The following is a 14,773-nucleotide window of genomic DNA, read 5'->3' on the forward strand; positions in this document are numbered from 1 at the left end:
CAAAAAAGATCACCGGAATAAGCCCGGCGATGATGAGCGGTGGGACGTGAGCGCCGGTGAACGAGAGAGCGTGGAGACACGCTGGCAAATTTCGTCGTATCGCCGGGACAGGCCCGGCAATTGGACGTTTGGGAATAGGACTGCAATTGTAATCTTACGCAGACACAACACACGAGAGAAACGGGACGGCGCCGGGGGAGTGGCGCCGCCCCGCAAAGGACTTACATCTTCGGCATGATCACCGCGTCGATGACGTGGATGACGCCGTTGTCGGTGACGATGTCGGCCTTGATGACCTTGGCCTGGTCGACCATGACGCCGTCCTTGCCGTTGACGGAGATCTCCGAACCCTGGACGCTCTTGACCATGAGTTCCTTGCCGGCGACGTCAGCGGCCATCACCTTGCCGGGCACCACGTGGTAGGTGAGGATGGCGACGAGCTTGTCCTTGTTCTCCGGCTTCAGCAGGGTCTCAACTGTGCCGGCAGGCAGCTTGGCGAAGGCTTCGTCCGTGGGGGCGAAGACGGTGAAGGGGCCAGCGCCCTTCAGCGTATCGACGAGGCCGGCGGCCTGCACGGCGGCGACCAGCGTCTTGAAATTGCCGGCGGCGACAGCGGTGTCCACGATGTCGGCGGCATAGGCCTGGGCTGCGAATGCGAAACCCGACACGGCGATGGCGGCGGCGGCGGCAAGGTTGCGAAGGCGCTTCATAAGGTAATCTCCCATTGTCGGAATTGACAGTAACGGTTACGGGCGCCTTTCCGCTGCGGTTTGCGCACGGAAAATCACGAATTCGTTTTCCGAGTTTGATGATCCGCCACCGCTCTGACATAGTCTCGCCGGAGCCTAGAACGACCAAACAGCGGGGGACCTGACAGCTTATGACGCCGGAGCCGAACGAGACGCAGAGCCAATTTGCAATTCTTAAGCGCCGGAGCTTCCTGGCCCTGTTCGTGACCCAGGCGATCAGCGCCTTCAACGACAATGCGGTGCGGAACGGCATCGCCATTCTCATCACCTACGACCTTGCGGTGCGCTTCGGCTTCGACGCGGCCTTGTTCGTGCAGGCGGGATTGGCGCTGTTCATGGCGCCTTACTTCCTCTTCTCGGCCATTGCCGGGCAGCTCGCCGACAAATATGACAAGGCACAGGTGGCGCGCTGGGTGAAGCTGTTCGACCTCGCCGCCATGGTGTTCGGGGGCTTGAGCCTCTATCTCGAGAACCCATACATGCACCTCACGGTGCTTTTCCTCGCGGGCACCACGGCGGCCTTTTTCGGGCCGCTCAAATACGGCGTGCTGCCGCAATACCTGAAGCGCGAGGAGCTGATCGCCGGCAATGCGCTGATCGAGCTCGGCACCTTCGTGACCATCCTGCTCGGAACGCTTTTTGGCGGCTTCCTGGTGCTGCAGGGCGTGGGGCGCGACATTCTCGCCATTTCCATCATCGTTCTGGCGGCGATCGCCTGGGGCTGCGCCTTCCTGATGCCGCCGGCGCCTGGCGACAGCTCGATCAGATTCGACTGGAACATTTACCGCGCGACGAAGAAGCTGCTCGCCTATGCCCGCGAGCGCGAGGACGTGTTCTGGTCGGTGATCGGCGCCTCGTGGTTCTGGTTCCTGGGAGCCGCCATCATGGCGCAACTGCCCGTCTTCACGCGTGACGTGCTGATGGCGGATGACACGGTGGCCAATGCCTTCATCGGGCTGTTTACCATCGGCATCGGGGCGGGCTCGCTGCTGACCAACTGGCTCTTGAAAGGCGAGGTTTCGCCGCGCTACGTGCCGATGGCCTCGATCATGATGACGGTGTTCCTGCTCGACCTGTATTTTTCGGCGGGCGCCGCGCATGAGGCGATGGCCGGCGCCAATGGCGCCGGGATCGCGGCCTTTTTCAGCCACTGGCAGGGCTGGCGTGTCGGAATCGATCTGTTCTTCGTCGCCTTCTTCGGCGGACTCTATGCCGTGCCGCTCAACGCCATCATGCAGCACCGCGCGGCGCCGTCGCGGCGCAGCCAGGTGATCGCCGCCAACAATGTGATGAACGCGATCTTCATGATCGTGTCGGCGCTTGCCGGGGCGGTGCTGCTGAAATTCATGTCGGCGCAGGCCTTCTTCCTGCTGCTGGGGCTCGCCAACGCCATCGCCTCGATCTTCGTGGCCAGGCTGCTGACGCAGGAACTCACCGCCTCCATCGCGCGCTTCATGTTCCGCATCCTCTACCGCGTGGAGGTGCACGGGCTGGAGAACTACAAGGCGGCCGGGCGCAAGGCGGTGATCGTGGCCAACCACACCTCCCTCCTCGACGGGCCCCTGCTCTCGGCCTTTCTGCCGGAGCGGGCGAGCTTTGCGATCGACACCTATGTGTCGCAGGCGTGGTGGGCCAGGCCTTCCTTCATTCTGTTCAAGATGATCCCCATCGACCCCACCAGCCCGATGGCGCTGCGCGTGCTGGTGGACGAGCTGAGGAGGGGACGCAAGGTGGTGATCTTCCCGGAAGGCCGCCTGACCGTGACGGGTGCGCTGATGAAGGTTTATGAAGGGCCCGGCGCCATTGCCCAGATGGCGGGCGCGCGGGTGCTGCCGGTGCGGATCGACGGCGCGCTCTATACGCCCTTTTCGCGCATGCGCGGCAAGCTGCGGCTCAGGTGGTTTCCCAAGATCACCATTACCTTCCTGCCGCCGGTCAAGTTCAATGCGCCGGCTCATTTGAAGGGCGCGGCGCTGCGCCAGCACCAGGCGAACAAGCTTTACGACGTGATGACAGACATGGTGTTCCGCACCTCGGCCATCGACAGGACGCTGTTCCAGTCGCTGCTCGACGCGCGCCACGTTCATGGCCGCGGCCACAAGGTGGTGGAAGACATCGCGCGCAACCCGGCGAGCTATGACCGGCTGGCGATGGGAAGCTTCGTCCTCGGCCGGCGCATGGCAGAGATGACGCCGGGCCAGAAGAATGTCGCCGTGCTGCTGCCCAACTCCATCGGCTGCCTGCTGACGATCTTCGGCCTCCACGCTTTCGGGCGCGTGCCGGCAATGCTGAATTTCTCGACGGGCGCGGTGAACATGGCGGCAGCCTGCACGGCAGCACAGGTTTCGACCATCGTCACCTCCAAACGCTTCATCGAGGCGGGGGGCATGGAACAGGACCTTGCGGTGGTTTCCGCTGGCCGCAAGGTGATCTTCCTCGAGGAGCTGCGCGAGGAGCTGACCTTCAAAGACAAGCTCTATGGCCTGTTCGCGCGCTTCTTCTCGAACACCGCGCTGCGCATGGCGGGGGCTTCGCGCGATCCTAATTCGCCCGCCGTGATCCTGTTCACCTCTGGCTCGGAAGGCCTGCCCAAGGGCGTGGTGCTGTCGCACCGCAACCTGCAGGCCAACCGCTATCAGGCGGCGGCGCGCATCGCCTTCACCGCCTCCGACATCGTGTTCAACGCGCTGCCCATGTTCCATGCCTTCGGGCTGACGGGCGGCGCGCTGCTGCCGGTGCTTGCCGGCGTGCGCACCTTCCTCTATCCCTCGCCCTTGCATTACAAGATCGTGCCCGAGCTGTGCTACTCGACCAATGCCACGGCGCTGTTCGGCACCGATACCTTCCTGATGGGCTATGCGCGGAGTGCGCATCCTTACGACTTCTTCAACCTGCGCCTGGTGGTGGCGGGCGCGGAGCGGGTGAAGCCCGAAACGCGCGAGGCCTGGATGGAGAAATTCGGCCTGCGCATCCTCGAAGGCTATGGCGCCACCGAATGCGCGCCGGTGATTGCCGTGAACACGCCGATGCATTTCCGCACAGGCACGGTGGGGCGGCTGCTCGACCAGATTCAATACCGGCTGGACGTGGTGCCTGGCATCGAGGAGGGCGGGCGGCTTTACGTGAAGGGCCCCAACATCATGCTGGGCTATCTGCGCGCCGGGAACCCGGGCGTGATCGAGGCGCCGCCCGATGGCTGGTATGACACGGGCGACATCGTGAAGGTCGCCGAGGATGGCTTCGTCACCATCCTGGGCCGCGCCAAGCGCTTCGCCAAGATCGCGGGCGAGATGGTGTCGCTGGGGCTTGTCGAGCAGAAGCTGGCGGAGGCGTTTCCGCAAGCGCAGCACGCGGTTGTTGCGGTGGCGGATGCGAAGAAAGGCGAGCAGCTCGTCATGTTCACCACAGATGAGGGCGTAGACGCCAAGGCGGTGCAGGAGAAACTGAAAGAGGCCAACGCCACGGCGCTGATGGTGCCGCGCAACGTGATCGCGGTGAAGGAACTGCCGCTGCTGGGCTCCGGCAAGACGGATTACCAGTCGTTGAACCGCATGGCGCTGGAGCGGGTGAAGGCTTGAGGGTGAGGGGCCGCGCCTTGCCCTCACCTTCCATCGTCATCCAGGCGAAGGCCGGGATGACGGAATTATGTGGGATGACGGCGTCCTTGGTCTTTGCGGTGCGGTGATGGACCTCCCCGAGCAGACCCGCGCCCAGCTCGCCGGCGATCATGGCCCGGCGATGCAGCTGGCCGCGCGACTCGTCGTCAAGGCGGCGGAGATCATGGGGGCGGAGCGGCTGATCCCGATTTCCTTCGCGCATCTGGATGCCTGTTTCTACACAGGCCGGGCGCATGTCGATTTCGTGCGCTTCCTGACCGGGAACGGCGCTGCGCTCAGCGTCGAGACCTGGACCAACAATGGCGTCGTCAGCCTTGCCGATCCGTCGCTGAGGCCGCGCGAGGAAGACCCCGAGATGGTGGCGGGCGCCGCGGAGCTGATGCATCTTTACAAGCGGCTGGGAACGCGGCCCACCTGGACCTGCGCGCCTTACCAGCTTCCCGGCGGGCCGAAGCTGGGGGACCATATTGCCGTGGGTGAGTCCAATGCCGTGTCCTATTACAATTCGGTGGTGGGCGCACGGACCAACAAATATGGCGACTATCTCGACGTGGCCTGTGCGCTCACCGGTTTTGCGCCAGATGCGGGATTGCACCGCGACGAAGGCCGCCGGGCGGAGCTGCACATCGATGCTTCCGCACTGCCGGAATCCTGGCGGCGCGAGGATATCTTCGCGCATCTGACCGGCCATCATGCGGGGCGGCTTGCCGGGCGGCGGGTGCCGGTGATCTCCGGCCTTCTTTCCGGTACGCCAGCTTTCGCGCTGAAGGCGATCAGTTCGGCCGCGGCGTCTTCGGGTGGGGTGGAGCTGTGGCACGCCGTGGGCGTGACGCCAGAGGCGCCAGTTCTCGATGCGGTGTTTGGCGGCGGCGAGACATATCGGGTGACGGCGGAGGACCTTACCCGCGCGCATCGCGATCTTTCCACCGCCCGCGACGGGCCGCTCGATGCGGTGGCGCTGGGTACGCCGCATTTCGGGCTTGGCGAGTTCGAGGCGCTCGTGCGGCTGTTCGATGGACGGCGCGTGAAGGCGGGATTGCCGATGCTGGTGTCGACCAGCCGCGGCGTGCGCGCGATGGCGCGGGCGAAAGGCTTCCTCGCGGCGCTCGAAGCGTCCGGCGTCGAGGTGCCCGTCGATGTGTGCACCTATCATTCGCCGCGCGTGCGGGGCTTGCGCGGACGCGTGATGACCAATGCTGCCAAGTGGGCCTATTACGCGCCAGGCATGCTGGGCGTGGAGGTGGCCTTCGGCTCGCTGAAGGAATGCGTGGAAAGCGCCATTCGCGGCGCGGTGTGGCGCGACCCCGCCCTGTGGACCAACGCATGATCAGGGCGCGCATGCTCACCTCCGGCACGGCGGAGGGCCCCGTCCTCCCGCTCGGCGAACCGTTGAGCTTCTGGGGCGCCTTCGAGCCGCGGACGGGCGAGATCATCGACGTGCATCACCCGCAGCGGGGCCAATGCGTGAAGGACACGGTGCTGGTGATGACGGAAACGCGTGGCTCGGGCTCCGCACCCGGCGCCATCGCCGAGGCGATCCGGCTCGGCACGGCGCCGGCGGCGATCATCCTTGCGGAGGCCGACATCAACCTCGCGGTGGGAGCGGAGGTGGCGGCAACACTCTATGGGCGGAGCTGCGTGATCGCGTGCGTGACGGCACAGGAGCTGGAGAGCTTGCGCGCTGCGAAGCGGATCGCGATCAGGGCGGATGGGGTGGTGAGAGCGGAGTGATGTTTCACGTCTTCTTCCGCTTCAGCGAGAGGACCAAGAACTACTGCGCAGCTTCCAGCAGCGGCTCGGGCTGCATCACTTCGGCCACCAACTCTTCGGCCTTGCGCGGGGCTTCTTCCGGGATGCGGAAGACGTTCCAGTGCCAGAGCTTGCGGCCGAATTCCGGCAGGCCCGTCGACCACGAGACAAGCGGCGCGAGCATGAGGGCGCCAGCGATAGGCGACAGCCACAGGAAGGTGGCCCAGGAGAGGTGGAAGGCCAGAACGCCGAATGCAAGACCCGCCATGACGTGCAAGGCATGGACCTTGGCGCAGGCCTTGAAGGGCATGGCCTGGTCGTCGCGGTTCTGGGCGTTCCAGCCGGAATCGCGGCCGATCATCACATCCGCGACCACACGCGACTGGATCAGCATCATGATGGGCGACAGCAGCATGGAGACGAAGGTTTCCGCCAGCACGCTCTTGATGAGCCCGATGGCGCCGCCGCAGCCCTTGCGAAGCTCCGAATCCTTCAGCGCGAGGGTAAGGGCCAGGAGCTTGGGCAGGTAGAGCACGGCGAAGGTGATGGCGAAGAGCCTGAGCGCCAGTTCCGGGTCGAAGACCGGCCAGACAGGGAAGAGCGAGAAGCTGTCTGGGAAATAATTGGGCGCCGTGTGGCGCGCCACGGTGGCGAGCAGCAGGCCCGCCAGCAGCAGCATGAGCCACAAGGGCGAGGCGAGGTAGGACATGATGCCCTGGATCAAGTGCACGCGGCTCATCCAGTGCAGGCCTCGTGAGCCTACGATCTTCATGTGTTGGAGATTGCCCTGGGCCCAGCGCCGGTCACGCGTGGCAAGGTCGATGAGGCAGGGCGGCGTTTCCTCGTAGGAGCCGGTGAGGGCGGGCAGCATGGTGACGGCCCAGCCGGCGCGGCGGATGAGTGCGGCCTCGACGAAGTCGTGGCTGAGCACATGGCCGCCGAATGGCTTGCGGCCCTTGAGTTCGGGCAAGCCGCAGGCCCCGGCGAAGGCCCTGGTGCGGATGATGGCGTTGTGGCCCCAGTAATTGCCGTCACGCCCATGCCAGGCGGTAAGCCCGGCGGCCACCAGCGGGCCATAGACGCGGCCGGCGAACTGCGTCATGCGGGCAAAGGGCGTCCAGCGGTTCTGCAGCAGCGGCAGCGACTGAATGATGCCGGACTTCGGATCCGCCGCCATGGCGCGAGCCAGCGTAACCATGGCGCCGGCTGTCATGTCGCTGTCGGCATCGAGCACGATCATGTGGTCATAGGCCGCACCCCAGCGGGTGACGAAGTCGGCGATGTTGCCGGCCTTGCGGTGATGGTTGTTCTCCCGCCGGCGGTAATAGACCCTGATGACGGGGCCGAGCTGGCGCTTCAGCCATTCATAGGCATCGGCCTCCGCCGCGGCGATGTGATCCTTCCGGGTATCCGAGAGCACGAAGATGTCGAAGTGGCGGGCGGCGCCCTCGCGGCGCAGCGCGAGCCCCATGCGCGAGAGGGCGGCGAAGACGCGCTCCGGGTCCTCGTTGTAGATAGGCATGAGGAGTGCGGTGCGGCCCATATCCGCCATCTCGGCCAGCGGCGGCAGCCTGGTCTTGCCGAAGAGCAGCACGAGGAAGCCGAGGATGGCGCTGGCGCAGGAGAAGGCGATCCAGGCGAAGGTGAGGGCGAAGAAGGTGGCGAAGAGCACCTGCAGCGCCGTCACGTTCACTGGGCTGATGACCTGGTACATTTTCCAGGTGCCGAAACCGGTGATGAGCAGCGAGGTGCCGAAAACGAAGAGGCGGGCCAGCGTGACGCTGCGCGGATTGCCGGCGGACACGCGCTTGCCCGCCCACGCGCGGAGGTCCTGCACGGGCATGGCGAGCGGCGCTTCGGCCGGTATCGCGCCGGTCAGCTTCTGGTCCACCGGAAGAGCCATGTTTCGCTTGCCTTCTTGTCGCCGCGCTTCAGCACGGCGCGCAATTCCGCAACATCTGCCCCATTGACGTTATGTTCGAAAGCAAGCCGCGTGGTCTTCGCCACGTCATTCTTGACGATATGCACGTTCGAGATGGCCCCCGCCGAAGCCGTGACATCCGCCGCGATGTCCCCCTCGAGGTTCCCGCCATCGAATTCCAGAATGTAGAGCCGCAGATCTGGGTCATAAGATGGCGGATCGGCTGCGAAATTCGGGGCTGTGCCGGCGCCTGAGAACACCGTGCGGGCCACGGCCGCGTCCCCCGGCCAGTCAAGGCACCAGTGCAGGCGGTAGACGTAGGAATAGCTCTGGCCCTGCTTCAGCCCGTCCTTGGGCTGCCAAAAGGCCACGATGTTGTCGTTGGTTTCCAACAGGGTGGGAATTTCGTAGAGTTCCACGTCGCCCTGCCCCCAGTCGCCGATGGGCTCCGCCCATAGGCTGGGGCGCTTTTCGTAGCGCGCCTCAAGGTCCATGAAATCGCGGTAGTCGCGCTTCCTCTGCATCAGGCCGAAGCCCCTGGGGCTCTGATCGATGAAGGCCGAGACCTGCAGCGTCCTGGGGTTGGCCAGCGGGCGCCACAGCCATTCCCCCGCTCCGGTCTGCATCATCAGCCCGTCCGAGTCATGGACCGCCGGGCGGTAGTCGTCGACCGGCCGGCTGAGTGGATCGAGCAGGAACATCGACGTCATCGGCGCGATGCCCACGTGCGCAATGTCGCGGCGGGGGTAGAGGGTGAGCTCGACGTCGATCTGCGTGTCGTCGCCCGGCTTGATCGAGAACTTGTAGGCGCCGGTGACCGAGGGGCTGTCCAGCAGCGCTTCGACCACGATCGTCGTTGCGGCAGCGTCGGGCTTGCGCACCCAGAAGGCCCGGAAGGCCGGGAACTCCTCGCCCTTGGGCTGGCCGGTATCGACCGCGAGGCCGCGGGCCGAGAGGCCGTAAATCATGCCTTTGCCGACGGCACGGAAGTAGGAGGCGCCCTGGAACACCACGAACTCGTCGTTGTAATCCCTGGAATTGATCGGGTAACGGAGCCTGAGGCCGGAATAGTGGAGGTCGGTCTTGCCGTCTGTCCTGGGCGCCAGCGGCCCGAAAATGAAAAGCTCCGGACTGTAGTTGATGCGGGCCTGCTCGCCGTCCTGGACGACGTGTACGTCCACGGGCGCGGTAAACAGGAAGCCCGAGTGGAACAGGTCGAAGGAGAACTGATGCGGCTCACCCTTCCAGAACGACTTGTCCGGGTTGAAGCGGATGTCGCGGTACTGGTCGTAGGTAAGTTTCTCCCAGCCCGGCGGCATGGCGATCTTGCGATCTTCCCACGGCTTCTGGGCCAGCGCTTCAGCCAGCTTGCGGACATGATCCTCGGCGAAGGGGGACTGCTCTATGAACAGGCCGGTGGGCGCCTGCGCGAAGGAAGGGATCGCGCCCGCGTGCAGCGACGCAATCGTCGCGCCAAGCAGTGCCGCCGACCCCAGGAGCTGACGCCGTGAGAAATTCATGCTCGGAAAATCCGGGAAGATAGTGCAATGCACAAAATATCCCAACCTCCAGAAATGTAAAGACCCTCGGATGACAGCCGGGGGCCACTCGACCGCGCTCATGCCATGCACTAAGAGCGCGGCCAAACAAGGGTTTCCAAGATGAAATTTGCGCAAGTGACGGAGCGGCTGAACGGTTTAGGCTCCGAAAAATGGGCTGTGCACATCGCGGGCAAGCGCCGGGCCGCACAAGGCGAGCCGGTGATCTTCCTGTCGATCGGCGAGCCCGACGCGCCCCCTCCCGCCGCCATCCTGGACGAAGCCAACCGCCAGATGCGTGCCGGCCGCATCCGCTATGCCGAGGGCCGGGGCGAGGCCAACGTCCGCCGCGCGCTTTCCCGCCTCTATACCCGGCAGACGGGACGCTCGATCCACGAGGACCAGTTCATCTACCTGCCCGGCACGCAGACGGCACTCTATGCCGCCATGATGACGGTGGTGAACGAGGGCGGCGAGGTGCTGATGGCCGACCCCTATTACGCCACTTATGAGGGCGTGATCGCGGCGGCGGGCGGCATTCCCGTTCCGGTCAAGGTCGACCCCGACCATGGCTTCCACCTCAAGGCCGCCGATCTCGAGAAGCACATCACGCCCCGTTCGCGCGTGCTGCTGATGAACTCGCCGTCGAACCCAACGGGCGCGGTGTTCACCCGCACCGAAATCGAGAAGATCGGCAAGGTCGCAGAGAAGCACAATCTGTGGATCATCTCCGACGAGGTCTATGCCACCCTCACCTATGGCAACCATGTTTTCGCCTCGCCCTTCGACGTTCCGGAGCTGGAGAAGCGGACGATCGTGGTGTCGTCGATCTCCAAATCGCATGCGATGCCCGGCTTCCGCTGCGGCTGGATCGCGGCGTCATCCGAGTTCTGCGACCGCTGCATTCCGGTGACCGAGACCATGCTGTTCGGCTCGCAGCCGTTCCTCGAGGACGCGATGGCCTTCGCGCTCGACAACCACTTCCCCGAGCTCGACGCGATGAAGGCCAATTACGAGAAGCGGGCGCGCGCCCTGGTGAAGGCGCTCGAAGGCTCCAGCAAGGTTTCCGCCCGCATGCCGGAGGGCGGCATGTTCGTGATGGTGGACGTGCGCAAGACCGGCCTTTCAGGCGAGGACTTCGCACGGCGGCTGCTGGCAGAAGAGAATGTCGTCACCATGCCCGGCGAAAGCTTCGGCGCGGGCGGTGCCGGGCATTTGAGGATCGCACTGACGGTGGGGGTCGATGAGATCACCGAAGCCTGCAGGCGCATCGTGCGGCTGGCGGAAAGGGCTTAAATCCTAATAAGTTCCGTCATTCCGGCGGAAGCCGGGGGTTGACGACCGACAGGGGTGAGGGCGGCCATCAAGAAGGATGGCCGGGACAGACCCGGCCATGATGAGCATTCAGCAGCGAATATTCAGATCACCTGATAGCCGAACTCTTCCGCCTGTTCCGTGATCCATTCCCAGAAGCTTTCCGAGAAGCCGCGGAAGACCGAGAGGTCGTAAGTGTCCGCATCGACGCGCGTGAGGTGGACGCCGACATGGGCCATCTGGGTGAGCGCCGACTTACCGGCCGGGAACACATCGGCATGGAGATCGACCGGCGTGCCCTTGGCGAGCACGGCGCGGGCCTTGGTGCCGGCGATGCGGATGATCACGCGGCCGTGGCTCTGGTCACTCACTGAGGCAAGGCCTGAGAGCTTCGACTTGAGTTCGCGGTAGAGCGCGCCCTCGCCGCGGCCCTCGGCCAGCACGAACCACTGGTCCGGCCCGGCCCATTGGGCGTCGTAGCCTTTCAGCGCTTCAGCCGTTGCCGCGCCCTGCCCCGCACGCGCGATCACGGTGATGATCGACATCGGATGGCGGACGGTGAAACTGACGCCCACCGCACCCCTGTCGGCGCCGAAGCGGCCTTGCACGGCGACGTCCTGCAAGGGAGAAACACGGTTGAATGTGCGTTCGGTCATGTGTGCTGTCTCAGGCATGGAGTCTCTTGTTCTCCTTGTCGAAATGGACGGGATCGCAGATCTCGCCCAGCACCAGGTGGCCACGCAGGCCATCCCAGACCTGCACGACTTCGCCATGGCGTGCGCGGCCATTGGCGAAGAGCGCCAGGCCCACCCACATGTTGAGCATGGGCGACCAGGCGACGCCCGTCACATAGCCTTGGTCATTGGCCAGCGATGGCGTGTCGTCCTTCTTGAGGAGATGGGCGCCCGCGCGGATGCGGTGCGACGGGTCGACCGGGCGGATGCCGACGACCTGCTGGCGGTTCGGATCCACGAGGCCCGGACGCTGCGCCATCATGCGGCCGATGAAGTCCTTCTTGGTGGACACCATCTTGCCCATGCCGAGATCGCCCGCGGTCGTGGTGCCGTTCAACTCGCCACCGGCCACGTGGCCCTTCTCGATACGCATGATGGAGAGGGCTTCGACGCCATAGGGGCAGATGCCGAATTCCTCGCCCGCCTGCATCACCGCACGCGCGGCCATGGAGCCGTAATCGGCAGGCACCGCCAGCTCATAGGCATGCTCGCCCGAGAAAGAGAGGCGGAACAGGCGCGCCGGAATGCCATGCATGATGGTGACCTCGAGGGCCGCCATGTAGGGTACCGTCTCGTCCGTCATCACCAGCTCGTCCATCAGCTTCTGCAGCGTGGCGCGGGACTTCGGCCCCGCCACCGCCATCTGCGCCCACTGCTCGGTGACCGAGACATAGGTGACGTCGAGATCGGGGAAGAGCGCCTGGTGGGCGAATTCCATCTGCGCCATCACCTTGGCGGCGTTGGCCGTGGTGGTGGTCATCACATAGTGATCCTCGGCGAGGCGCGAGGTGGTGCCGTCGTCATAGACGATGCCGTCCTCACGCAGCATGAGGCCGTAGCGCGCCTTGCTGACGGCCAGGGTGGAGAAGGTGTTGCAGTAGAGCTTGTCGAGGAATTGGCCTGCATCCTTGCCCTGGACGTCGATCTTGCCCAGCGTCGAGACATCGCAGATGCCGACGGAGCCGCGCGTGGTGAGAACCTCGCGCGAGGCGGAGGCCAGCCAGTCCTCGGCCTCACGCGGGAACCAGGAGGAGCGCATCCACAAGCCGGTTTCGACGAAGACGGCACCCTGCTCTTCCGCCCAGTCATGCAGCGGCGTCTTGCGGACGGGCTGGAAATGGTGGCCGGTGAAGGGGCCGGCGAAGGCGCCGAAGGAGACGGGCGTGTAGAAGGGACGGAAGGTGGTGGTGCCCACCTCGTCCATCGTCCGGCCCGTCGCCTCCGCCAGGATGGCGATGGCATTGATGTTGCCGAGCTTGCCCTGGTCGGTAGCCATGCCGGTCGTCGTGTAGCGCTTGGCGAGCTCGACGTCGGAGTAACCTTCCCGCGCGGCGAGCGGCAGGTCCATGGCAGTGGCATCGTTCTGGTAGTCGATGAAGGCCTTGGCCCGGGCCTCCTTCACCCACCAGAGCGGCGAAATCGCGAAGGCCTCGTCACGGCACCTGGGCGCCTCGATCGCCCTGCCGCCCGCCGCACCCTTGGCCGCGCCATCGGCGAGGCATTCGGACAGCAGCATCTTGCCGGCGGCGGAGCCCGCAACGGTGAAGGCCTCGCCATTGTCGGGGGGCAGGAAGGCCAGAAGATTCGCGTCCCACATGGGCTTCTTGCCACGGTGGCAGGCGAGATTGACGATGGGGCTGAAGCCACCGGACATGGCAACGGCTTCGCAATTGATGTGCATGCCGTTGGTGAGGTGCACGGACTTCACCGCCTTGCCGCCCACCGCATCGGCCACCATCGCGCCGCGGATGACGTGAACGCCGCCGGGATCGGCCTTCGCGTCCTTGCGGCTGTCGACGATGGCCTCGACGTGAATGCCGTGGAACCGCAGGTCACGCGCCGTGCGGTAGATCGAATCATTGCCGCCGAAGACGACAACCGAGCGGCCCGCCGCCACCGCATAGCGGTTGGCATAGGTGCGCATGGCGGAGGCCTGCATGACACCCGGTATGTCGTTGCCGCCGAAGGCCACTGGGCGCTCTTCCGAGCCCGCCGCCAGCACGGCGCGCCTGGCATGGATCTTCCAGTAGCGCTGGCGCGGCTCGTAAGGATCGGGCACGCGCAGGTGGTCGCTCACCCGCTCCACCGCGCCGAAGATGTTACCGTCGAACCAGCCCATGATGGTGGTGCGCGGCATCAGCGTGACGTCGGGCAGCGAGGCGAGCTCGGCGATGATGCCTTGCGACCAGTCGAAGCCGGATTGGCCGCCGATCTCCTCCTGCTCGTTTAGGAGAGAGCCGCCGAGGCGGGCGCCTTCATCGGCCAGGATCACGCGCTTGCCCTGGCGGGCGGCGGCAAGAGCCGCCATCAGGCCGGTGGGGCCGGAACCGATCACCAGCACATCGCAATGGGCGTAGGACTTCTCGTATTTGTCCGGGTCCGGCAGCTTGGACGCTGTGCCGAGGCCCGCGGCGCGGCGGATGATGGGCTCGTAGATCTTCTCCCAGAAGCTTTTCGGCCACATGAAGGTCTTGTAGTAAAAGCCCGCGACAAACATCGACGACGCCAGCGAGTTGATGGCGCCGACGTCAAAGTTCAGGGACGGCCAGTTGTTCTGGCTCTTGGCGACGAGGCCGTCATAGAGCTCGATCATGGTGGCGCGGGTGTTCGCCTCCTTGCGGCCGCCCTCGCGCAGTTCCACGAGTGCGTTCGGTTCGGCAGCGCCCGCGGTGATGACACCGCGCGGGCGGTGATACTTGAAGGAGCGGCCCATCAGCCTGACGCCATTGGCCATCAGCGCCGAGGCGAGCGTGTCGCCGGCGCGGCCGATATGCAGCGCACCGTCGAAGGTGAAGCGCAGGGCTGACTCGCGGTCAATGAGGCCGCCCTTGTCGAGACGGTAGGAGGTCATGCCTGCTCTCCCTTGGCGACCGCTTCCTTGCGGCTCGCGAAGGCGCGCGCCGTCACGGCGCCGTAAACTTCATGGGTTTCGGTGTTGCGCTGGACGACGAGCCAGGCGCGGCAGCCGCCGGAGTGATGCGCATATTCGTCGATCGTCCCGCGCGGGTTGTTGCGGAGGTAGACGTATTCGTACCAGGCTTCCATCGAGGAAGGGTCATTCGTGGTGGGGCGGGTGGGCGCGGCATCGCCGAGGAAGGTGAACTCTTCCACGGGGCGCGTTCCGCAATGGGGGCATGGGATGAGCATGTGC

The 14,773-nt window shown here is 65.2% G+C and carries 10 protein-coding genes; 4 read left to right on the top strand and 6 right to left on the bottom strand.

Annotation, left to right across the window (positions count from 1 at the left end; translation table 11 throughout):
• Positions 1-221: 221 nt before the first annotated feature.
• On the bottom strand, positions 222-710 hold the full coding sequence (locus tag IOC82_RS00335; RefSeq protein ID WP_290544176.1) for a fasciclin domain-containing protein: 489 nt from the start codon (positions 708-710) through the stop codon (positions 222-224).
• Between the two features lie 170 nt (positions 711-880).
• Between IOC82_RS00335 and IOC82_RS00340 the strand changes: the two genes are divergently transcribed.
• From IOC82_RS00340 to IOC82_RS00350, 3 genes are all read left to right on the top strand, one after another.
• On the top strand, positions 881-4,327 hold the full coding sequence (locus IOC82_RS00340) for an acyl-[ACP]--phospholipid O-acyltransferase (protein WP_290544177.1): 3,447 nt from the start codon (positions 881-883) through the stop codon (positions 4,325-4,327).
• Positions 4,328-4,394: 67 nt separating this feature from the next.
• The gene (locus tag IOC82_RS00345) at positions 4,395-5,693 is read left to right on the top strand and encodes an aconitase X catalytic domain-containing protein (RefSeq protein WP_290544178.1); all 1,299 of its coding nucleotides are present in this window, start codon (positions 4,395-4,397) and stop codon (positions 5,691-5,693) included.
• Positions 5,690-6,097, top strand: a complete 408-nt coding sequence (locus IOC82_RS00350; RefSeq protein WP_290544179.1) for a DUF126 domain-containing protein — start codon at positions 5,690-5,692, stop codon at positions 6,095-6,097. The genes IOC82_RS00345 and IOC82_RS00350 overlap by 4 nt, the downstream gene beginning before the upstream one ends.
• A gap of 40 nt (positions 6,098-6,137) precedes the next feature.
• On the opposite strand, the gene mdoH is transcribed toward IOC82_RS00350, so the two are convergent.
• A complete protein-coding gene (gene mdoH / locus IOC82_RS00355) occupies positions 6,138-8,018 on the bottom strand; it encodes a glucans biosynthesis glucosyltransferase MdoH (protein ID WP_290544180.1) in 1,881 nt (626 codons plus the stop codon).
• On the bottom strand, positions 7,991-9,556 hold the full coding sequence (locus IOC82_RS00360; protein WP_290544181.1) for a glucan biosynthesis protein: 1,566 nt from the start codon (positions 9,554-9,556) through the stop codon (positions 7,991-7,993). Before IOC82_RS00360 ends, mdoH begins: the two co-directional genes overlap by 28 nt.
• A 141-nt stretch (positions 9,557-9,697) precedes the next feature.
• On the opposite strand from IOC82_RS00360, the gene IOC82_RS00365 reads away from it, so the two are divergent.
• Positions 9,698-10,870 (top strand): pyridoxal phosphate-dependent aminotransferase, encoded by a 1,173-nt coding sequence (locus IOC82_RS00365; protein WP_290544182.1) that lies wholly within the window; start codon positions 9,698-9,700, stop codon positions 10,868-10,870.
• 122 nt (positions 10,871-10,992) lie between these two features.
• Here the strand turns inward: IOC82_RS00365 and IOC82_RS00370 are convergent, their stop codons facing one another.
• Genes IOC82_RS00370 through IOC82_RS00380 form a run of 3 tightly spaced genes read right to left on the bottom strand, consistent with a single transcriptional unit; the run spans position 10,993 to position 14,769 of the window.
• Positions 10,993-11,562, bottom strand: a complete 570-nt coding sequence (locus tag IOC82_RS00370; RefSeq protein ID WP_290544183.1) for a sarcosine oxidase subunit gamma — start codon at positions 11,560-11,562, stop codon at positions 10,993-10,995.
• Positions 11,555-14,473 carry a sarcosine oxidase subunit alpha family protein gene (locus IOC82_RS00375; RefSeq protein WP_290544184.1) on the bottom strand — a complete coding sequence of 973 codons (2,919 nt, stop codon included), beginning with the start codon at positions 14,471-14,473 and terminating at the stop codon, positions 11,555-11,557. Before IOC82_RS00375 ends, IOC82_RS00370 begins: the two co-directional genes overlap by 8 nt.
• On the bottom strand, positions 14,470-14,769 hold the full coding sequence (locus IOC82_RS00380; RefSeq protein WP_290544185.1) for a sarcosine oxidase subunit delta: 300 nt from the start codon (positions 14,767-14,769) through the stop codon (positions 14,470-14,472). Before IOC82_RS00380 ends, IOC82_RS00375 begins: the two co-directional genes overlap by 4 nt.
• Between the last annotated feature and the right edge of the window lie 4 nt (positions 14,770-14,773).

The organism is Aestuariivirga sp. (genome assembly GCF_020252395.1).
Lineage (GTDB): Bacteria > Pseudomonadota > Alphaproteobacteria > Rhizobiales > Aestuariivirgaceae > Aestuariivirga.

Bases quoted from the DNA above. Each gene is read 5' to 3' on its own strand.
- IOC82_RS00345 (WP_290544178.1), top strand. From the start codon at position 4,395: ATGTGGGATGACGGCGTCCTTGGTCTTTGCGGTGCGGTGATGGACCTC.
- IOC82_RS00365 (WP_290544182.1), top strand. From the start codon at position 9,698: ATGAAATTTGCGCAAGTGACGGAGCGGCTGAACGGTTTAGGCTCCGAA.
- IOC82_RS00335 (WP_290544176.1), bottom strand. From the start codon at position 710: ATGAAGCGCCTTCGCAACCTTGCCGCCGCCGCCGCCATCGCCGTGTCG.
- IOC82_RS00350 (WP_290544179.1), top strand. From the start codon at position 5,690: ATGATCAGGGCGCGCATGCTCACCTCCGGCACGGCGGAGGGCCCCGTC.
- IOC82_RS00375 (WP_290544184.1), bottom strand. From the start codon at position 14,473: ATGACCTCCTACCGTCTCGACAAGGGCGGCCTCATTGACCGCGAGTCA.
- IOC82_RS00380 (WP_290544185.1), bottom strand. From the start codon at position 14,769: ATGCTCATCCCATGCCCCCATTGCGGAACGCGCCCCGTGGAAGAGTTC.
- IOC82_RS00370 (WP_290544183.1), bottom strand. From the start codon at position 11,562: ATGCCTGAGACAGCACACATGACCGAACGCACATTCAACCGTGTTTCT.
- mdoH (WP_290544180.1), bottom strand. From the start codon at position 8,018: ATGGCTCTTCCGGTGGACCAGAAGCTGACCGGCGCGATACCGGCCGAA.
- IOC82_RS00360 (WP_290544181.1), bottom strand. From the start codon at position 9,556: ATGAATTTCTCACGGCGTCAGCTCCTGGGGTCGGCGGCACTGCTTGGC.
- IOC82_RS00340 (WP_290544177.1), top strand. From the start codon at position 881: ATGACGCCGGAGCCGAACGAGACGCAGAGCCAATTTGCAATTCTTAAG.